Annotated in this window: 17 protein-coding genes; 5 read left to right on the top strand and 12 right to left on the bottom strand. The window is 59.0% G+C overall.

What is annotated here, in order from left to right; translation table 11 throughout:
* Positions 1-14: 14 nt before the first annotated feature.
* Together nagZ and CFE47_RS15300 are read right to left on the bottom strand one after the other, a co-directional pair.
* Positions 15-1,025, bottom strand: coding sequence for a beta-N-acetylhexosaminidase (gene nagZ / locus CFE47_RS15305; protein WP_032888802.1), 1,011 nt, complete (start codon positions 1,023-1,025; stop codon positions 15-17).
* 144 nt (positions 1,026-1,169) lie between these two features.
* A complete protein-coding gene (locus CFE47_RS15300) occupies positions 1,170-1,877 on the bottom strand; it encodes a TetR/AcrR family transcriptional regulator (RefSeq protein ID WP_032888800.1) in 708 nt (235 codons plus the stop codon).
* A gap of 263 nt (positions 1,878-2,140) precedes the next feature.
* Between CFE47_RS15300 and lexA the strand changes: the two genes are divergently transcribed.
* Complete coding sequence (lexA, locus tag CFE47_RS15295) at positions 2,141-2,749, top strand: transcriptional repressor LexA (RefSeq protein WP_003172575.1); 609 nt, start codon at positions 2,141-2,143, stop codon at positions 2,747-2,749.
* 10 nt (positions 2,750-2,759) lie between these two features.
* Entirely contained in the window at positions 2,760-3,233 is a 474-nt protein-coding gene (gene sulA, locus CFE47_RS15290; RefSeq protein WP_095184114.1) for an SOS-induced cell division inhibitor SulA, read from the top strand.
* Between the two features lie 258 nt (positions 3,234-3,491).
* Here sulA and CFE47_RS15285 read toward each other — a convergent pair whose 3' ends face one another.
* The 7 genes from CFE47_RS15285 to CFE47_RS15255 all read right to left on the bottom strand — a co-directional run bounded on the left by CFE47_RS15285 (position 3,492) and on the right by CFE47_RS15255 (position 11,851).
* Positions 3,492-3,725 carry a hypothetical protein gene (locus tag CFE47_RS15285; RefSeq protein WP_032889274.1) on the bottom strand — a complete coding sequence of 78 codons (234 nt, stop codon included), beginning with the start codon at positions 3,723-3,725 and terminating at the stop codon, positions 3,492-3,494.
* A 118-nt stretch (positions 3,726-3,843) separates the two neighbouring features.
* Positions 3,844-4,365 carry a DUF6586 family protein gene (locus CFE47_RS15280; protein ID WP_095184113.1) on the bottom strand — a complete coding sequence of 174 codons (522 nt, stop codon included), beginning with the start codon at positions 4,363-4,365 and terminating at the stop codon, positions 3,844-3,846.
* Between the two features lie 127 nt (positions 4,366-4,492).
* On the bottom strand, positions 4,493-7,114 hold the full coding sequence (topA, locus tag CFE47_RS15275; protein WP_032888794.1) for a type I DNA topoisomerase: 2,622 nt from the start codon (positions 7,112-7,114) through the stop codon (positions 4,493-4,495).
* A gap of 114 nt (positions 7,115-7,228) precedes the next feature.
* A complete protein-coding gene (locus tag CFE47_RS15270; RefSeq protein ID WP_010212074.1) occupies positions 7,229-7,465 on the bottom strand; it encodes a DUF1653 domain-containing protein in 237 nt (78 codons plus the stop codon).
* A 97-nt stretch (positions 7,466-7,562) separates the two neighbouring features.
* Positions 7,563-8,738, bottom strand: a complete 1,176-nt coding sequence (fadA, locus tag CFE47_RS15265; RefSeq protein WP_024074080.1) for an acetyl-CoA C-acyltransferase FadA — start codon at positions 8,736-8,738, stop codon at positions 7,563-7,565.
* A gap of 29 nt (positions 8,739-8,767) precedes the next feature.
* Positions 8,768-10,915, bottom strand: coding sequence for a fatty acid oxidation complex subunit alpha FadB (gene fadB / locus CFE47_RS15260; protein WP_032888792.1), 2,148 nt, complete (start codon positions 10,913-10,915; stop codon positions 8,768-8,770).
* 498 nt (positions 10,916-11,413) lie between these two features.
* Positions 11,414-11,851 carry a hypothetical protein gene (locus CFE47_RS15255; RefSeq protein ID WP_286838196.1) on the bottom strand — a complete coding sequence of 146 codons (438 nt, stop codon included), beginning with the start codon at positions 11,849-11,851 and terminating at the stop codon, positions 11,414-11,416.
* A gap of 105 nt (positions 11,852-11,956) precedes the next feature.
* On the opposite strand from CFE47_RS15255, the gene CFE47_RS15250 reads away from it, so the two are divergent.
* Positions 11,957-12,397, top strand: coding sequence for a universal stress protein (locus tag CFE47_RS15250; RefSeq protein ID WP_124528029.1), 441 nt, complete (start codon positions 11,957-11,959; stop codon positions 12,395-12,397).
* A 183-nt stretch (positions 12,398-12,580) separates the two neighbouring features.
* On the opposite strand, the gene CFE47_RS15245 is transcribed toward CFE47_RS15250, so the two are convergent.
* Entirely contained in the window at positions 12,581-14,503 is a 1,923-nt protein-coding gene (locus tag CFE47_RS15245; RefSeq protein WP_286838194.1) for an ATP-binding cassette domain-containing protein, read from the bottom strand.
* Between the two features lie 213 nt (positions 14,504-14,716).
* On the opposite strand from CFE47_RS15245, the gene CFE47_RS15240 reads away from it, so the two are divergent.
* Positions 14,717-16,645 (top strand): transglycosylase SLT domain-containing protein, encoded by a 1,929-nt coding sequence (locus tag CFE47_RS15240; RefSeq protein WP_286838191.1) that lies wholly within the window; start codon positions 14,717-14,719, stop codon positions 16,643-16,645.
* A gap of 62 nt (positions 16,646-16,707) precedes the next feature.
* Here CFE47_RS15240 and CFE47_RS15235 read toward each other — a convergent pair whose 3' ends face one another.
* Positions 16,708-18,492, bottom strand: coding sequence for an ABC transporter transmembrane domain-containing protein (locus CFE47_RS15235; protein WP_286838190.1), 1,785 nt, complete (start codon positions 18,490-18,492; stop codon positions 16,708-16,710).
* 251 nt (positions 18,493-18,743) lie between these two features.
* Here CFE47_RS15235 and CFE47_RS15230 point away from each other — a divergent pair, with 251 nt between their 5' ends.
* Positions 18,744-18,923 (top strand): PA1571 family protein, encoded by a 180-nt coding sequence (locus CFE47_RS15230; protein ID WP_185709384.1) that lies wholly within the window; start codon positions 18,744-18,746, stop codon positions 18,921-18,923.
* A gap of 53 nt (positions 18,924-18,976) precedes the next feature.
* Here the strand turns inward: CFE47_RS15230 and pdxB are convergent, their stop codons facing one another.
* Positions 18,977-20,119 carry a 4-phosphoerythronate dehydrogenase PdxB gene (pdxB, locus tag CFE47_RS15225; RefSeq protein WP_286838186.1) on the bottom strand — a complete coding sequence of 381 codons (1,143 nt, stop codon included), beginning with the start codon at positions 20,117-20,119 and terminating at the stop codon, positions 18,977-18,979.
* Between the last annotated feature and the right edge of the window lie 104 nt (positions 20,120-20,223).

Genomic DNA, 20,223 nt, shown 5'->3' with positions numbered 1-20,223 from the left:
CCTCGCCGCGATGTTCAGCCGATCAACTGAGCCTTTCGCAACGCAGTGAGCGCCGCCAACCAACGCGGATCCTGCTTGTAATCGGTCGAAGCAATCGCCTTACCACGCATGCGCGCAATTCGGGGCGATGGAGTGACTTTCATCCGCTGCGCCGCAGTGAGGGCAAGCTCCGCAGCAGCACGGTCATTGCACACCAGCCCCATGTCACAGCCGGCCGTCAATGCCGCTTCGATACGACTGGCCGCATCGCCGACCACATGGGCACCGGCCATGGACAGGTCATCACTGAAAATCACCCCGTCAAATTGCAGCTCGCCGCGCAGGATGTCCTGCAACCAACGGCGCGAGAAACCAGCAGGCTGGGCGTCGACTTGCGGGTAGATGACGTGAGCCGGCATCACCGCCGCCAATTGCTTGCTCAGACGTGCGAAAGGCACCAGATCATTGGCGCGAATCTGTTCCAAGCTACGTTCGTCATTGGGAATGGCAACGTGGGAATCAGCCTCTGCCCAACCATGTCCCGGGAAGTGTTTGCCGGTCGCAGCCATGCCAGCGCTGTTCATGCCACGAATAAAGGCACCTGCGAGCACCGCAGCACGCTCGGGGTCGCCCTCAAAGGAACGGGTGCCGACCACCGCGCTGCGCTGGTAGTCCAAGTCCAACACCGGGGCGAAGCTCAAATCCAGGCCGACAGCCAACACTTCGGTGGCCATTATCCAACCGCACTGCTCGGCCAGGTATTCAGCGTTGGGGTTATCCGCCAGCGCACGCATAGCCGGCAGGCGCACGAAGCCTTGGCGCAAACGTTGTACACGACCGCCTTCCTGATCGACGGCCAGCAGCAAATCCGGGCGCACTGCGCGAATCGCCGCGCTCAGTTCACGCACTTGGCGCGGATGCTCGATATTGCGCGCAAAAATAATCAGGCCACCCACTTCAGGCTGACGCAACAAGTGGCGATCCTCGGCCGTCAGCCAGGTACCGGCAACGTCGACCATCAAAGAACCTTGCAGGGCAGCAGTCATAAACCTTCCTTAAATAACGCACACAACCCGGTGCACTTGCTTCGCGCGATACGCGCGGCAAGCACAACGGGTTGCGAGTAAATAGCTGAATTCGGCATGGCGGCTAGCTTAGCGGATGCAAGCAGCCGCGCACACCCGGCGTAGTCAAACCTTGGCAGGAACCGGCGCAGTTTTGCTGCGTGGACGCAACTGGGCAGCGGCCATGCCCGGATCGGTCACACCGGTTTCGGCACGCATGCCGGCGGCGAGGAACGGCACCATCAGGCGCATGACCTGTTCGATGGAGGTGTTGACGCCGAAATCGGTCTCGGCAATCGCACGCAGTGCCTTGATGCCCGACATGCTGAACGCCGCCGCACCCAGCATGAAATGCACGCGCCAGAACAGTTCGATAGGCGGGATACGCGGCGCCGCTTCGTTGACCAGCAACATATAGCGGCGGAACACCTTGCCGTACATGTCTTCCAGGTAACGCCGCAAGTGGCCCTGGCTTTGGCTGAAAGCCAGGCCCAACAGGCGCATGAAAATCGATAGGTCGTTGCCACTGCGAGGCTGGACCACCAGGGCTTGCTCGACGAGGATCTCCAGCAGCTCTTCCAAGCTGGGCTTGTTGTCTGCCTTCGCCTGACGGCGCTCTAGCTCACGATCGAGACTTGCGCAAAACGGCCCCAGGAAGCGAGAGAACACCGCCTGGATCAGGGCTTTTTTCGAGCCGAAATGGTAGTTCACAGCGGCGAGGTTGACCCCTGCCTTGCTAGTGATCAGCCGCAATGAAGTTTCAGCAAATCCTTTTTCCGCGAACAATTGCTCGGCAGCATCGAGAATGCGTTCAACGGTTTCCGACTGGGCCATGACTACTCCGCCTGACAAACACTTGTTTGAAACATACGTTTCAGGGTGTGTCTTGTCAAGCCTGCGGGTTCGCTTTCCGGCCGGTCAGTCATCTATTTCATCGCTATTTAATCACATCCCTTCAGGTCTGTAGGCAGTGCCATACCTGCGTTGTAGGAAGGATGGCGAATGACCGTCCAGCGGAGCCACAGAAAAGGATGATTGCCAAGCGCAGTTCACTGTATATAATCCCAGTCACTGTATAAAAAGACAGAGCGATCAACATGCTAAAACTGACGCCACGCCAAGCTGAGATTCTGGCTTTTATCAAGCGCTGCCTCGATGACAACGGCTACCCGCCGACACGAGCTGAGATTGCGCTGGAACTCGGGTTCAAGTCCCCCAACGCCGCCGAAGAACACCTCAAGGCACTCGCCCGCAAAGGTGCGATCGAGATGACCCCCGGTGCCTCGCGCGGTATTCGCATCCCTGGCTTCGAAGCCAAGGCCGACGAATCAACACTGCCGATCATTGGCCGCGTTGCCGCTGGTGCGCCGATCCTGGCACAACAGCACGTCGAGGAGTCCTGCAACATCAACCCGACTTTTTTCCATCCGCGTGCCGACTACCTGTTGCGGGTGCACGGCATGAGCATGAAAGACGTGGGCATCTTTGACGGCGACCTGCTAGCCGTCCACACCACCCGCGAAGCCCGTAATGGCCAGATCGTCGTCGCCCGCATCGGCGATGAAGTCACCGTAAAACGCTTCAAGCGCGAAGGCAGCAAGGTCTGGCTCCTGGCCGAGAACCCTGAGTTCGCCCCGATTGAAGTAAACCTGAAAGATCAGGACCTGGTGATCGAAGGCTTGAGCGTCGGCGTCATTCGCCGCTAAAGGAGGCATCATGCAGCTCGTACACACCCCACAACACACACAACTGTCGCTGTTCGAGGCCTTTATGGCTCAACCCCTTGCGCCCATCCTCAAGCAAACGGTAGAGGCGCCCTGGAGCGCTGAACCCGAGGCGTTCAGTGAACTGTCGTTGCGCGGTGCGGCCGGGAGCTGCCTGAGCCTATTGGCACCTATCCTGCGTGATCTGAGCGAAGATCAGGATGCACGCTGGTTGACCCTGATTGCCCCGCCCGCCAGCCTTACACAGGCCTGGCTGCGGGACGCCGGCCTCAATCGTGAGCGCATCCTGTTACTGCAACCGCGCGGCGCGCAAAGTGCCCAGCAGTTGACATGCGAAGCGTTGCGCCTGGGTCGTAGCCATACGGTGGTGAGCTGGTTGAATCCGCTGAATGCGTCGGCCAAGCAGCAATTGATCAGTGCCGCACGCACGGGTGATGCACAGAGTTTGAATATTAGATTGGGATAAAAAGCTGGGTTTGATGAGGGCGCGAAGAGGGCTGATTGTAGTGAGCATGCTCATTATGCTTAGCGAACTTCTGTGGCGAGCGAGCTTGCCCCGCGCTGGGCTGCGAAGCGGCCCTGAATAGATTGATGCGGTATATCGGATAATCCACGGCGCCTGGTTTTAGGGCTGCTTAGCAACCCAGAGCGGGGCAAGCCCGCTCACCACAACAAGTACACTCATCAAAAAATCCGCTCGCAATAAGCAGCGCTCGGCACAGACTCAGTGAAGAACCCGCGACCCATCCTCTTTCTCCGGCTCGCCTTCCGCCAGGCGACCAGCCATCTGCACACCTACGCTCAACATGGCTTTTGCCACTTCCACGTGCTGGCCTTGCAGGAACGCTTTTGCGTCCTCTGAAAAGTCCAGAATAACCAGAGAACCCTCGTCCTCAGCCCGACGCAGCTCGATTCGGCCGTCAGGCAACTCAACAATTTCCAGAAAGGACGTCGGCATAAAAGTCTGTTCTCCACGAAAGGCCGGGATTATATCAGTCATCCACCCAGCCTCGCTGAGGATCTAGGGAGGTTTCTTTACAGCTTGATGAACGGTGCTTTCCAAACCTACTCGGGGTTTAGCACTCGTTCAGGCCCTCACGAAAGCGCAGCGCCATCTTCTTCAGCTCCTGACGCCAGCCCTCCAACTCTTCCCGGCTCAATGACTTAGGCTCGTCCTCCTCCAGCGCAACTGCCAAGATCAATGGCTGCCTCACGTCACCCTTAGGCACATGGGGAACACGCGGCGGCTGAAACATATCGGCATGGGCCTTGAGCAGGCGCGCCACCCAGCTGTCTGGGCTCTGGGCCATCTCTACCAGTTCCGCCAGCTCAGGAATCGCCATGGTCTCCAGCACTTCACGGCTCATGATCATTTCCGCACGGGGCGAACCGGCCTGGGGCAAGCGGTAGAACCCGGCGATTTCATGGCACAGGCCCAGCAAGGCGCCGTACAGGTGGAATAAGGCTGCTTCACGCCCCGCCTGAACCAGCGCGATAGCATTCATCTCCTTCCCTTCCTCGGCACGACCAAGGGCTTCCAGGGACAAACCCGCGAAGTAAATTTTCTGATTGGTACGGGTATAGAGTTCGTTAGCCATGACGGCAATCTCCACAACGAATGAGGCGCGATGCTGGCTTAACAGTGTCACGGATCAACCGAGCCCGCTGCAAGCGCAAAAAAAGGCCGCCCATACAGGCGGCCTTTGTCTATCGCAAATTAGTCGATCAAGCGCCTTGGCGCTTGTCTTCGACCTTCCACTTGCCGCCGTCGTAGAACGCTTTCCAGCCGGTAGGCTTGCCGTCTACTTCGGTCTGTACGTACTGCTCCTTGGTCTTGCGGCTATAGCGGATCACGGCTGGACGACCATCCGGGTCCTTCTTCGGCGCTTCACACAGGAAGTGGTACTTCGGATCGATCTCGTCCTTGTGCGGAACGATTTCCAGCACCAACGGCGCGCGGGTCTCGCGGTTTTTCGGGAACTGGCTTGCCGCCAGGAACAACCCCGAAGCGCCATCACGCAGGATGTAGGTATCGTTGACCTTCTCGCACTTGAGTTCCGGCATCTTCACCGGATCCATCTTCGGCGGCGCCGCATCACCGCTTTTCAGCAGTTTGCGAGTGTTCTTGCAGGTCGGATTGGTGCAACCGAAGAACTTGCCGAAACGACCCGTCTTGAGCTGCATCTCGCTGCCGCACTTGTCGCATTCCAGGCTCGGCCCTTCGTAGCCCTTGATGCGGTAGGTGCCCTCTTCAATCTCGTAGCCGTTGCAATCCGGGTTGTTACCGCAGATGTGCAGCTTGTGCTTCTCGTCCAGCAGATAGGCGTCCATAGCCGTGCTGCAGATCGGGCAGCGGTGCTTGCCACGCAAGACCAGCGACTCGGACTCACCTTCGTCATCGGCGGCGATTTCATCACCCGGCACCAGATTGACCGTGGCCTTGCAGCGTTCTTTCGGCGGCAAGCTGTAGCCCGAGCAACCAAGGAACACGCCGGTGGATGCCGTACGAATCTGCATCGGGCGGCCGCACGTCTGACACGGGATATCGGTCATAACCGGCTGGTTGGCACGCATGCCGCTCTCAGGGCTCTCAGCTACTTCGAGTTTCTTCTTGAAGTCGCCGTAGAACTCGTCGAGTACATTTTTCCAGTCGCGCTCACCTTGGGCCACGTCATCGAGGTTCTCTTCCATGCCGGCGGTAAAGCCGTAATCCATCAGGTTGGAGAAGCTCTCGGACAGACGCTCTGTAACGATGTCGCCCATCTTTTCCGAATAGAACCGACGGTTGTGCAGCGCTACATAACCACGGTCCTGGATGGTGGAGATGATCGCCGCGTAGGTCGATGGACGACCGATACCGCGCTTTTCCATTTCCTTGACCAGGCTGGCTTCCGAGTAACGCGCCGGCGGCTTGGTGAAGTGTTGGGACGGGTCGAGCTTGATCAGCTTCAACGTATCGCCCTGGGCCATGTCCGGCAGTACATCGTCGTCACCAGGCTTGGCGATTTGCGGCATCACGCGGGTGTAGCCATCGAACTTGAGGATACGACCCTTGGCACGTAGTTCGAAGTCGCCAGCACCCACGCTGACGGTTGTCGACAGATATTGCGCCGGCAGCATCTGGCAAGCCAGGAACTGGCGCCAGATCAGCTCGTAGAGGCGCTCAGCGTCGCGCTCCATGCCACTCAGCTTGCTTGGCTCGGTGTTGGCATCGGAAGGACGAATCGCTTCGTGAGCCTCCTGGGCGCCTTCTTTGCTGCTGTAGACGTTCGGCTTCTCCGGCAGGTACTTATTGCCGAACTCGCTTTCAATATAGGTACGCGCCATTGCCACCGCGTCTTGCGACAGGTTGGTGGAGTCAGTACGCATATAAGTGATGTAGCCGGCTTCGTACAGACGCTGGGCCATCATCATGGTTTTCTTCACGCCGAAGCCCAGGCGGTTGCTCGCGGCCTGCTGCAGGGTGGAGGTGATGAACGGTGCCGACGGTTTGCTGCTGGTCGGCTTGTCTTCGCGCTTGACGATGCTGTAGCTGGAGGCCTTGAGCTTTTCCAGCGCGGCCATGGCCTGAGCTTCGTTCAGCGGCTTGAAGGCTTCACCTTTCTCGCGGGCCACTTCAAAGCGCACGTTGTTGCCCTTGGCAGTGCCCAGGTCGGCGTGGACTTCCCAATACTCTTCAGGGTTGAACGCACGGATCTCACGCTCACGCTCCACCACCAGCTTGACCGCTACCGATTGCACACGACCGGCGGACAGCCCACGGGCGATCTTGGCCCATAGCAGCGGCGAGACCATGTAACCCACGACGCGGTCGAGGAACCGACGGGCCTGCTGCGCGTTGACACGGTCGATATCGAGCTCGCCCGGCTTGGAGAAGGCTTCCTGAATGGCTTTCTTGGTGATTTCGTTGAACACCACACGCTTGTAGCGGCTGTCGTCACCGCCAATGGCTTCCCGCAGGTGCCAGGCAATGGCTTCCCCTTCGCGGTCCAAGTCCGTCGCGAGATAGATGGTGTCGGCATCTTTGGCGAGCCGGCGCAGCTCTTCGATGACCTTTTCCTTGCCCGGAAGGATTTCGTACTTGGCCTTCCAGCCATGATCCGGGTCCACACCCATGCGCGAGACCAGCTGCTTGCGCGCTTTCTCTTTAGGCGTGAGCACCGGACCTTCGCCCGCAGCCGCCTTGCCGCGCTTGGCGGCGGGCTCCTTGCTGGCGCTAGCCGAACCGCTGGTGGGCAGGTCTCGGATATGGCCGATACTCGACTTCACCACGTACTCGTTACCCAAGTACTTGTTGATGGTCTTGGCCTTAGCCGGGGATTCCACAATGACCAGCGATTTGCCCATGGATCGGAAAATTCCTGAATTCGAGAAGTGAAAGGCGGTTGGCGCCTGACGCGGCAACGCTATATATAGTGGCAACAAGGTGAGGTCAAGCGCAGCATTCTGCGCCGCCTGCCGTTATTGCCCTGAAAAAAGACTGGGTTCGGCCTGGACCAAAGCAAAGCGCGGGACCTGCTCGCCGTCAACTTCGACGGTCTCCAGAAACATGCTCAAGGGACGCACCCAAAAGCCGTAATCGCCATACAGTGCTTGGTAGAACACCACTTCTTCTTCGGTCTCGGAATGCCGTGCCACGCTGAAAACGCGGTACTGCGGACCCTTATAATGTTGGTAGAGCCCTGGTTCGACTTTCATGCTCTGGCCCCCTTACAAAATTTGTTGAAAAAAAATATTAAAAATTCCAAAAAACAAAAACCGGGGCACTTGGCCCCGGCTTCCGTCAACTCAACGCTTAGACGCGTTCGAAGACGGTGGAAATGCCTTGGCCGAGACCAATGCACATGGTTGCAACCCCAAGGTTACCGCCATTTTGCTTCATCACGTTAAGCAAAGTGCCGGAAATACGCGCACCGGAACAACCGAATGGGTGGCCCAGGGCAATCGCACCGCCGTGCAGGTTAACCTTCTCGTTCATCTTGTCGAGTACTTTCAAATCTTTCAGCACCGGCAGGGCCTGTGCGGCGAAAGCTTCGTTGAGCTCGAAGAAATCGATATCGGAGATAGTCAGGCCCGCGCGCTTCAACGCTTTTTGTGTGGCCGGTACAGGACCATAGCCCATGATTGCCGGGTCCACACCCGCCACTGCCATCGAACGGATCACTGCCAGCGGCTGGATGCCCAGGTCCTGGGCACGCTGCGCCGACATCACGATCATGCACGAAGCACCGTCGGTGATTTGCGACGAAGTACCCGCTGTCACGGTGCCGCCCTTTGGATTGAATGCCGGCTTCAGGGCCGCCAAGCTTTCCAGGGTGGTGTCCGGACGAATGGTTTCGTCGTAGTCGAACAGTTTCAAGAAGCCGTTCTCGTCGTAACCGTTCATCGGGATGATTTCATCCTTGAACTTGCCTTCCACGGTCGCCTTGTGGGCGAGTTGGTGGGAGCGCAAGCCGAACGCGTCCTGGGCTTCGCGGGTAATGCCGTGCATCTTGCCGAGCATTTCTGCAGTCAAGCCCATCATGCCAGAGGCTTTCGCCGCGTAGAGCGACATGTGCGGGTTTGGATCGACGCCGTGCATCATGCTGACGTGGCCCATGTGCTCCACGCCACCTACTACAAACACATCCCCGTTGCCAGTCATGATCGCTTGGGCGGCGGTGTGCAGCGCGCTCATGGACGAACCGCACAAGCGGCTCACGGTCTGGCCAGCAGCTGTGTGCGGGATCTGAGTCATCAGCGACGCCATGCGCGCGATGTTCCAGCCCTGCTCTAGGGTCTGGTTGACGCAGCCCCAGATTACGTCTTCGACTTCGTTCGGGTCGACCTTGACGTTGCGTTCCAGCAATTTGCTGATCAGGTGCGCGGACATGTCTTCAGCGCGGGTGTTGCGGTGCATGCCGCCCTTGGAGCGGCCCATCGGTGTGCGACCGAAGTCGACAATCACCACGTCTCTTGGATTCAAGCTCATAAATATTCTCGCTCTAGTCGTCTGGGCGCTTAACCGAAGAAGCTCTGGCCATTTTTGGCCATTTCACGCAGCTTCGCGGTCGGGTGGTACAGCGGGCCCAGATCAGCGTATTGATCAGCCAGGGCAACGAATTCGGCCACACCGATCGAGTCGATGTAACGCAGCGCACCGCCACGGAATGGAGGGAAACCAATACCGTACACCAAGCCCATATCGGCTTCGGCGGCGGTTTCAACGATACCGTCTTCCAGGCAGCGAACGGTTTCCAGGCACAGGGCAATCATCATCCAGTTGATGATGTCCTCATCGGACACCTCACGCTGTTCGTAGATGACCGGTGCGAGCACTTCGTGAACCGATGGATCGGCGACTTTTTTCTGCTTGCCCTTCTTGTCGGTCTCGTAGGCATAGAAGCCCTTGCCGTTCTTCTGGCCCAGGCGCTTGGCTTCATAGAGAGCATCGACAGCGGAGCGGCGGTCGTCTTTCATGCGGTCCGGGAAGCCTTCAGCCATCACGTCACGACCGTGGTGGCCGGTGTCGATGCCGACCACGTCCATCAGGTACGCCGGGCCCATCGGCCAGCCGAATTTTTCCATGACTTTGTCGATGCGCACGAAGTCAACACCGGCGCTCACCAGCTTGGCGAAACCACCGAAGTACGGGAACAGCACGCGGTTGACCAGGAAGCCTGGGCAATCGTTGACTACGATCGGGTTCTTGCCCATTTTCTTGGCGTAGGCAACGGTGGTGGCAATCGCCAGCTCGCTGGACTTCTCGCCACGGATCACTTCCACCAACGGCATCATGTGCACCGGGTTGAAGAAGTGCATGCCGACGAAGTTTTCCGGACGCTTGAGGGCCTTGGCCAGCAGCGAGATGGAAATGGTCGAGGTGTTCGAGGCCAGGATGGTGTCGTCTTTGACGTGGCCTTCAACTTCAGCCAGTACCGCCTGCTTGACCTTCGGGTTCTCGACAACAGCTTCGACCACCAGGTCGACATGGCCGAAATCGCCGTAGGACAGCGTAGGACGAATACCGTTAAGTACTTCAGCCATTTTCGCTGCGGTCATGCGACCTTTATCAACGCGCCCCACGAGCAGCTTGGCGGCTTCGGCCAGACCTTGCTCGATACCGTGCTCGTTGATGTCTTTCATCAGGATCGGCGTGCCTTTGGACGCCGACTGATAGGCAATACCGCCGCCCATGATACCGGCGCCGAGTACGGCAGCCTGTTTCACGTCCTTGGCGATTTCGTCGTAGGCCTTGGCCTTTTTCTTCAGTTCCTGATCGTTCAGGAACAGGCCAATCAGGCTTTGGGCAGCCGAGGTTTTCGCCAGCTTGACGAAGCCTGCCGCTTCCACTTCCAGGGCTTTATCGCGACCGAAGCTCGCAGCTTTCTGGATGGTTTTGATCGCTTCAACCGGCGCCGGGTAGTTCGGACCGGCCTGGCCAGCGACGAAACCTTTGGCGGTTTCGAACGACATCATTTGTTCGATGGCGTTGAGCTTGAGTTTTTCCAGCTTCGGCTGACGCTTGGCCTTGTAATCAAATTCGCCGCTGATGGCGCCCTTGATCAGGTTCAGTGCGGCTTCGGCCAGTTTGTCCGGAGCAACCACGGCGTCGACGGCACCGACTTTCAGCGCGTCTTCAGCACGGTTTTCCTTACCGGCGGCGATCCACTCGATGGCGTTGTCGGCCCCGATCAGGCGCGGCAGGCGCACGGTGCCGCCGAAACCTGGGTAGATGCCCAGTTTGACTTCAGGCAGGCCGATTTTGGCGGTGGCCGACATGACGCGGAAGTCTGCGGCCAGGCACATTTCGAAGCCACCGCCCAGCGCGATGCCATTGATCGCGGCAACGGTGGGAACGTTGAGGTCTTCGAAATCGCTGAAAATCTTGTTGGCTTCGAGGTTGCCAGCCACCAGCTCGGCATCGGGCAGCTTGAAGTTGTCGACGAATTCGGTGATGTCAGCGCCGACGATAAACACGTCCTTGCCGCTGGAGACGATCACGCCCTTGACCGAAGCATCTGCTTTGATGGTGTCTACGGCCTGACGCAGTTCATTCAGGGTTAGACGGTTGAACTTGTTGACGGACTCACCCTTGAGGTCGAATTTCAATTCGACGATGCCACTTTCAAGAGCCTTAACCGTGATGGCTTTACCTTCGTAAATCATCAACTGATCTCCACGATATGGAAGCTGAACAGTACACATTGGACGCTGGCCTATGGTTGGACATTGATGATTTGGTCAATGTTCACGCCCATCCGCCAGGCACACCCGCCAATGCGATAGTCGGGATTATGTATGAGTGGTCTGACAGACAAACGCTCAATTCATACGCCCGTTTGATTTGGGTATGCCACCTTCATCCAATTCAGGGCAATTGTCAATCGCTCAAAAAGACTAGGAAAAACGCGACTTTCCAGTCATTTCAGAACCCCGACCCTAAGCCCGCGCCTCATCAATATTCAAATATTCACGAAATCAATAATAGAAAGTTTGTGGGAAAAGACTGTACAGAGCGTGATATCCGGCTAGGCTAGCCGCAACCACAAAGCGCCTGGATGAACATCCGACGCGGGAAACACAGATTTACCGGCCTGCCTGGCCAACTCCAGCCCGATGATGATGTCGGGCTTTTTATTGCCTGCTGTTTCTACAAGGTTGGGCTTAAGCCAAGGCCTTGAGCAACTTGTCGATGGCTTGCAAATCACTCGCTTCGCCCTTCTCGCCCCAATAGAGGGCAATCATCTGCTTGTCAGCTTCGACCTTGTAGACGTTGTCCGGCAGCGTCGCAAAATGCGGCAACAACTTCTCATCGACGCACACCTCACGCCACTGATTGACCCAAACCCCAGGCTCCCACTGCCAGTAACTCCAGATAGCCGGCACGCTGCCGCGCCGTGGTCGACAGTACTGCGCACACGGGCTTGGCGGCTCTTGTTTGAGCCAGTGCGGCCACTCCTGAGGCGCCAACTGCATGGCCAGGCCGATACGGCGCGCCTCCATGCGCAGGGCCATGCGCCCGCTCTGATGACGCGACGGGCGCAGCCATGCCAGAGGGCTCAGCACCACCACAAGGATTGACACCACTATCCAGACCGTCATATGTGTACTCCCGAATTTCTAGATGAGCGGATTTGATCTGACGCAACCCCATCCGCTTGAAAGCAGCCATACTGAATTTATTGCAGTCCCCTGGAGGAACGCCTCATGCCCTACCAACATATTCTGGTCGCCGTCGATCTGACCGAAGAGTGCGATCCAGTGATCAAGCGCGCACAGGAATCTGCATTGGCCAATGGCGCCATATTATCGCTGGTGCATATCGTCGAGCCCATGGCCATGGCCTTTGGGGGTGACGTGCCAATGGACCTTTCCCAGTTGCAGCAACAACAATTCGACCAGGCCAAGGAGCGCCTTGATCGTTTGATTCTCAAATACCCGCATTTGAAAAAGGAAGACTGCCACCTGACCTACGGCCAACCGCGCCAGGAAATCCACCATCTGGCCAAGGAAAAGGCTTGCGACCTGATCGTGGTCGGCAGCCATGGCCGTCACGGCTTGGCATTGCTGCTGGGCTCTACCGCCAATGATGTGCTGCACGGTGCGCCGTGTGATGTGCTGGCGGTTAAGCTGGTCAAAGCACCTTAAGACCTTCAGAGGTCAACATGTGGGAGCGGGCTTGCCCGCGATAGCGGTCTGTCAGTTGATGCATTTGGCGACTGATACACCGCTATCGCGGGCAAGCCCGCTCCCACATTTGGATCGCATTGCATACAAAAAGCCCGGCGTTCATACAGATGAGCGCCGGGCTTTTTATTACCTATGGATCAATCAAGCATCCAACTCAGCCCAACGCTCCACCAGCACTTCCAGCTCCTGGTTCAATGTCTCCAGCGAAGCAATGACCTTGGCAGTTTCTGCCGCAGGCCGCAGGTAGAAACCCGCGTCAGCCATTTCCGCTTCAACTGCGGCAATCTGTTGCTCCTTGGCGTCGATGTCACCCGGCAAGGCTTCCAGCTCGCGCTGCAGCTTGTAGCTGAGCTTTTTCTTGCCTGCTGGTGCAACTTCCGGGGCAGGCGCAGCAGCAGCGGCCACCGGTGCCACCACCGCCGAGTTCAAGTCGGCCTTGCCGGACTTGCTCTCGGTCACGCCCAGCAGGCGCGGCGAGCCGCCCTGGCGCAGCCAGTCCTGGTAACCACCGACGTACTCGCGAACCTTGCCTTCACCTTCGAAGACCAGGGTGCTGGTCACTACGTTGTCGAGGAATGCCCGGTCGTGGCTCACCATCAATACGGTGCCATTGAAGGTCAACAGGACCTCTTCCAGCAGTTCGAGGGTTTCTACGTCCAAGTCGTTGGTCGGTTCGTCGAGCACCAGCAGGTTGGCTGGTTTGCTGAACAACTTGGCCAACAACAGGCGCGCCCGCTCACCACCGGACAAGGCTTTCACCGGGGTACGCGCACGTTGCGGGCTGAACAGGAAGTCGCCCAGGTAGCTAAGCACGTGGCGGCTCTGGCCGTCGATATCGATAAAGTCGCGGCCTTCAGCGACGTTGTCGATCACGGTTTTTTCCAGGTCCAACTGGTGGCGCAACTGGTCGAAGTAGGCCACGTCGATGCGCGTCCCCTCTTCCACAGTGCCGCTGGTCGGTTGCAAACCGTTGAGCATCAGCTTGAGCAAGGTGGTCTTGCCGGTACCGTTGGCGCCGAGCAGACCGATACGGTCGCCGCGCTGCAGGACCATCGAGAAGTCCTTGATCAGGAACGGGCCTTCCGGGTGATGGAAGCTGACGTTCTCCAGCACCATCACTTGCTTGCCCGACTTGTCGGCGGTGTCCAACTGGATATTGGCCTTGCCGGTGCGCTCACGACGCTCGCTGCGCTCAACGCGCAGGGCCTTCAGGGCACGCACGCGGCCTTCGTTACGGGTACGCCGTGCCTTGATGCCCTGGCGAATCCAGACTTCTTCCTGGGCCAGCTTCTTGTCGAACAGTGCGTTGGCGGTTTCTTCGGCTGCCAGCGTGGCTTCCTTGTGCACCAGGAAGCTGGCGTAGTCACCGTTCCAGTCGATCAGGCCGCCACGGTCCAGTTCAAGGATGCGCGTGGCCAGGTTCTGCAGGAAAGAACGGTCGTGCGTGATGAACAGCACGGCGCCCTGGAAATCCTTGAGGGCTTCTTCAAGCCAGGCAATGGCGCCAATATCCAGGTGGTTGGTAGGTTCGTCGAGCAGCAGCAGGTCCGGCTCGGATACCAACGCCTGGGCCAGCAGCACACGACGACGCCAGCCGCCGGACAACTCGGCGAGGGTCTTGTCGGCCGGCAGTTGCAGGCGGCTCAGGGTACTGTCGACCAGTTGCTGCAAGCGCCAGCCGTCACGGGCTTCGAGGTCTTGCTGGACGTGCATCAGCTTGTCCAGGTCTTCCTCGGTGACGCAGTTCTGTGCCAGGTGATGGTACTCGGCGAGCAAGGCGCCCACGCCATCAAGGCCTTCGGCAACCACGTCGAATACTGTCCGTCCGTCGGCCACCGGCAATTCTTGCGGCAATTCGCCAATCTTGAGGCCTGGCGCGCGCCAAACAGAGCCGTCATCGGGCTTCTGGTCGCCTTTAACCAGCTTCATCATGCTGGACTTGCCGGTGCCGTTGCGGCCGATGATACACACCCGCTCACCACGGGCGATCTGCCAGGACACCTTGTCCAACAACGGCATAGCGCCGAAAGCAAGGGACACATCGCTGAATTTGAGCAGGGTCATACGCTTCTCCAAAAACTGGGCGCGCATTCTACCTGAGTTGAGGGTGGGATGCGGCTGGCATTTTCGCTGCCGACACGTTCTGTAGGACATTTGCGCCGAACCTGAACGAACCGGCCGGCAAAGCTTTCGTAGGTGTTGGGCAAAAGGCTAAGCTAGGAGCAATCAGTGTCGGCAGTGCCGACGCTATTCGTGATTTCTCTGCACGGACGTCTCATGCGCAGCCGCCTTTTCAACTTTTTATCTTGCCTGCTTCTTTCCGCCACCGCCGTTCAATCCGCCCAGGCCGTGGACCTCACCACCCAACGCCAGTATTACGATGAAGCCAAACGCGCCCTGGCCAAAGGCGATAGCGGACCGTACATGCAATACAGCCAGGCCCTGGCCGATTATCCGCTGACGCCGTACCTGGCCTACGACGAGCTGACCGCGCGCCTGAAAACCGCGAGCAACGAGGAGATTGAACAATTCCTCGCCAAAAACGGTGACCTGCCCCAAGCCAACTGGATGAAATTGCGCTGGTTGCGCTGGCTCGCCGACCGGGGCGATTGGCAGACCTTTGAAAAGTACTACGATCCCAAACTCAATTTCGTAGAACTGGACTGCCTGCATGGCCAATACCAGCTCACCCATAATCTGAAGGCCGAAGGCTACAAGACCACCGAGAAACTGTGGCTTACCGGTAAATCCCAGCCGTCCGCCTGCGATGCCACCTTTGGCCAGTGGGCCGCCGACGGCCAGCTCACCGAACAGAAGATCTGGGACCGCGCCAAGCTCGCGGCCGAGGCGCGCAACTACGCGCTGGCCAACAGCCTGGTGAAAACCCTGCCCACCCTCGGCGCTCAAGGCCGCCTGATGGTGGACGTAGCGCAAAAGCCAGACATGCTCGGCGACCCGTCGCGCTTCCTGCCGGCCAACGAAGCCATGTCTGACGCCGTGGGCCTGGGCCTGCGCCGCCTGGCTCGCCAAGACCCGGACAAAGCCATGGCCCTGCTCGATGGCTACGCCAGCAGCATGCACTTCTCCCGTGACGAAAAAGTGTCGATCGCCCGGGAAATCGGCCTGACCCTGGCCCGTCGCTATGACCCGCGCGCCTTGGACGTGATGACCAAGTACGACCCGGAGCTGCGTGACAACACCGTGTCCGAATGGCGCCTGCGCCTGCTCTTGCGCCTGGCGCGCTGGGAAGATGCCTACCAGCTTACCCGCAAGCTCCCACAGGACTTGGCGACCACCAACCGCTGGCGTTACTGGCAGGCCCGCAGCCTGGAACTGGCCGAACCGAAAAACCCACAGGCCTTGGTGCTTTACAAAAACGTGGCCAAGGAACGCGACTTCTACGGGTTCCTCGCGGCTGATCGCTCCAAGTCACCGTACCAGTTGACCAACCGACCGTTGGTGATGAGCCAGGCACTGATGAACAAGGTGCGCAACACGCCGGGCGTACGCCGTGCCCTGGAGTTCTACGCCCGTGGCCAGATCGTCGATGGCCGCCGCGAGTGGTACCACGTCAGCCGTCATTTCAACCGCGATGAAATGGTTGCCCAGGCCAAGCTGGCCTATGACATGAAGTGGTACTTCCCGGCGATCCGCACCATCAGCCAGGCGCAGTATTGGGATGATCTGGATATCCGCTTCCCAATGGCCCACCGCGACACGCTGGTGCGCGAAGCCAAGGTACGTGGCCTGCACTCAAGTTGGGTGTTTGCCATTACTCGCCAGGAAAGCGCCTTCATGGACGACGCCCGCTCCGGCGTCGGCGCCAGCGGCTTGATGCAGTTGATGCCTGGGACCGCCAAGGAAACCGCGCGCAAGTTCAGCATCCCCCTGGCCTCCCCGGCCCAGGTGCTGGACCCGGACAAAAACATCCAGCTCGGCGCCGCGTACCTGAGCCAAGTGCACAGCCAGTTCAACGGTAACCGCGTGCTTGCCTCAGCCGCCTATAACGCCGGCCCTGGTCGCGTGCGCCAATGGCTGCGCGGTGCCGATCACCTTAGTTTCGACGTGTGGGTGGAAAGCATCCCATTCGACGAAACACGTCAGTACGTGCAGAACGTGCTGTCTTATTCGGTGATCTACGGGCAGAAGCTCAATTCGCCACAGCCGCTGGTGGATTGGCATGAGCGGTATTTTGATGATCAGTAAGGCATGACGCAGCAATGAAATGCCCGCATTGAAAAATGCGGGCATTTTTTATGGACGATGACTCAGTGCGAAACGCGTTCCTCCACCCCATCACTGAACTGCAACGCCGCCAGCCGCGCGTACAACGGATTGCTCGCAATCAGTTGCTGATGCGTGCCCACCGCCACCAGCTTGCCCTGGTCCATCACCGCAATGCGGTCTGCATTCTTCACCGTCGCCAAACGATGGGCGATCACCAGCGTGGTGCGGCCCTGCATCAATTGCGGCAGCGCTTGCTGGATCAGGTGCTCACTCTGGGCATCCAGGGCGCTGGTGGCCTCGTCCAACAACAATATCGGCGCATCCACCAGCAACGCGCGGGCGATAGCCAGGCGTTGGCGCTGGCCGCCGGAAAGGCCCATGCCACCGTCGCCGAGGTGGGTCTGGTAGCCGTTGGGCATTTGCAGGATGAAGTCGTGGGCGTGGGCGATGCGTGCAGCGGCCTCGACCTGCTCTGTGGTGGCCGTCGGGTTGCCGTAGCGGATATTTTCTTCGACGCTGCCGAAGAACAGCGCGGGGCTCTGGGATACCAGTGCGAAGTGGCGCCGCAGGTCCATGGGGTCGAGTTCGGTCAGCGGGTGGCCTTCGAGCAGGATGCGGCCTTGTTGTGGGTCATAAAAACGTAGCAACAGGTCGAAGATCGTCGACTTGCCAGCGCCGGAAGGGCCGACCAGCGCCAGGGTTTCGCCGGGATTGATGGTCAGGTTCAAGCCATCGATGGCGTAGCTATCGGGCCGTGACGGGTAGGAAAAACGCACGTCTTGCAGTTCCATGCGACCGCTGACCCGCTCGGGTAATTGAACGGTGCCGTCAGCGGGCGCCTTGATCTCATTGCTCGACTGCAACAATTCACCGATGCGCTCGGCGGCGCCGGCGGCACGCTGCAACTCACCCAGCACTTCGCTCAAGGTGCCGACGGCGCTGCCGACGATCAGGCTGTAGAACACAAATGCCGCCAGCTCACCGCCAGAAATGCGCCCGCCAATCACGTCCATGCCGCCGACCCACAGCATCACGCCCACGGCACCCAGCACCAGCATGATTACCAGGGTAATCAGCCAGGCGCGCTGGACGATGCGTTTACGCGCGGTGGTGAACGCGTCTTCCACGGTCACGGCGAAGCGCTGCTCGTCCTGCACCTGATGGTTGTAGGCCTGCACCGTCTTGATCTGGCCGAGAGTCTCGGACACGTAGCTGCCCACATCGGCAATCCGGTCCTGGCTCTGGCGCGACAAACTGCGTACACGACGACCGAAGATCAGGATCGGCGCCAGCACCAACGGCAACGCCACCACCACGATGCTGGTGAGCTTGGGGTTGGTGACAAACAGCAGCACGATACCGCCCAGCACCATCAAGGCATTGCGCAGGAACAATGACAGCGAGGAGCCGATTACCGATTGCAGCAAGGTGGTGTCGGTGGTCAGCCGCGACTGGATTTCCGAGCTGCGGTTGTTCTCGTAGAAACCTGGGTGCAGGTAGATCAGGTGATTGAAGACTTGTCGGCGGATATCGGCCACGACACGTTCGCCGATCCACGACACCAGGTAGAACCGCGCAAACGTGCCCACGGCCAAGCCCAGCACCAACAACATGAACAAACCGATGGACTGGTTGAGCAGGTGCGGCGACTGGGTCATGAAGCCCTGGTCCACCAGCAAGCGAATGCCCTGCCCCATGGACAAGGTGATGCCTGCGGTCACAATAAGCGCCAACAAGGCGCCGAGCGCCTGCCAGCGGTAGGGCGCAATAAAACGGCTGGCCAGGCGAATGGCACGGCGTTGACGGACTGAGAACATGGAGGGCATCACCGATGAGGAACCTGTACACCTACATGGGGGGAACTTCGCTAAATAACAACTTTCGTAATGGCAATGAGTCAGGTTAATTATGCCCGCCGATGCTGATGCCTAGAGGCTATCGGTCTAATGCCTGGCTGGAAATTTGTATCGGTTTCTGGTGGACTGAGTATTCGAACCGCTGATCGTGTATGGAGTTGTAACAGCTCAGTCACGCGGGGGTATTAGAGTAGGTACACAACCTGATGAGGAGACAGGCCATGACCTTGCACACAAGCAGCACTGACAAAGTAGAAGTCGTCCGCAAAGAACGTCAGGCACACCTGGGTTGCTCGATTATCGACGCTCAAGGCCGTGAAGTGCCTATCACTGAGGACATGATCCAGCAAGCATGCCGCGAGCTGGAACAGCGACTGGTCAAGCCTGCACAGCAAGGCTGAAGCGCCCACGCTCTTTCAAACCCGGCCCTGGTGGCCGGGTTTTTTATCGGCGTTTAAAGGGCGTTGGCACCCAGCGCCGAGACGATCTGCGACAGCGCCGCTGATTCCCCGTTGATGCGCACCTTCAAGCCATCGATCTCACGGCGCGCGGGGTAATGCTTGCGCAGCAGGTCAAAGGCTTTACGTTGCTCTTCCACTGTACCTACAAGGCTACGACGGAAATCCGCATCGTCCCGACGCGGGTCGTACACGCTGCGGCACAGGGTTGCCAACGCCCAAGCCGGGTCAGTCTCAGCGTTCAGGTGCACCTCGGCCAGCCACAACGGCGGCAGCAGGTCACTCAATTGAATGCTCGCCTCCTGGCCCGCGTGGGCACAGAACGCCTGATAGATCTGCGCCGTACCGCGCTGGCGGCCTTCTAGGCTGTAGCCGGCGATATGCGGCGTGGCCAACACGCACAGGTCGGCGAGATCGACGTCCACTTGCGGTTCGCCTTCCCAGACGTCCAACACGGCTTGCAGGTCCTCGCGCTCCAGTAGCACTTCGCGCAGGGCCGCGTTATCCACCACCGCGCCACGGCTGGCATTGATCAGCCAAGTACCAGGCTTGAGTTGGTTGAGGCGCTGGCGGTCGAACAAGTGCCAGGTAGAGCCGTTGCCGGACTTGGTCAGCGGCGTGTGCAGGCTGATCGCATCGCACTGCTCGATGATCTGTTCCAGGCTGACGTAATCACCGTCTTCGGCGATCTGCCGTGGCGGGTCGCAGACCAGCACGTTCCAGCCCAGGCCCTTGAGTACCTTGACCAGTCGCCCGCCCACTTCACCAGCGCCCACTACGCCGTAGGTACGTTGATTGAGGTCGGCCCCTTCGATTTCGGCCAGGGTCTGCAGGCTGCCCAGCACGTAGTCCACGACGCCACGGGCATTGCAGCCGGGGGCGCTGGACCACTGGATACCGGCCTGCTTGAAATAATCGAGGTCCAGGTGATCGGTGCCAATGGTGCAGGTGCCGACAAAGCGCACCGGGGTGCCCTCCAACAAGGCACGGTTGACGTTGGTCACCGAGCGCACCAGCAAGACATCGGCCTGTTCGACGGTAGCACGGTCGATGGAACGGCCGGGCACGCGGCGAATCTCGCCAAACCCTTCGAAGAAGGCGTCGAGCAGCGGAATATTTTCGTCGGCAACAATCAGCATGGCAGGCTCCTTTGGCGGACCCGCAGTGTACAGGGCGCTTACAAATCGCTAACACAGGTTTTTTCCTGACCAGTGTGTCAAGGCGTAGAATCCGCCGTCCTTGC

Origin of the sequence: Pseudomonas sp. PGPPP1 (assembly GCF_002255865.1) — a bacterium.
GTDB lineage: Bacteria > Pseudomonadota > Gammaproteobacteria > Pseudomonadales > Pseudomonadaceae > Aquipseudomonas > Aquipseudomonas cremoris.
This window is presented reverse-complemented; position numbering and strand designations above follow the sequence as displayed.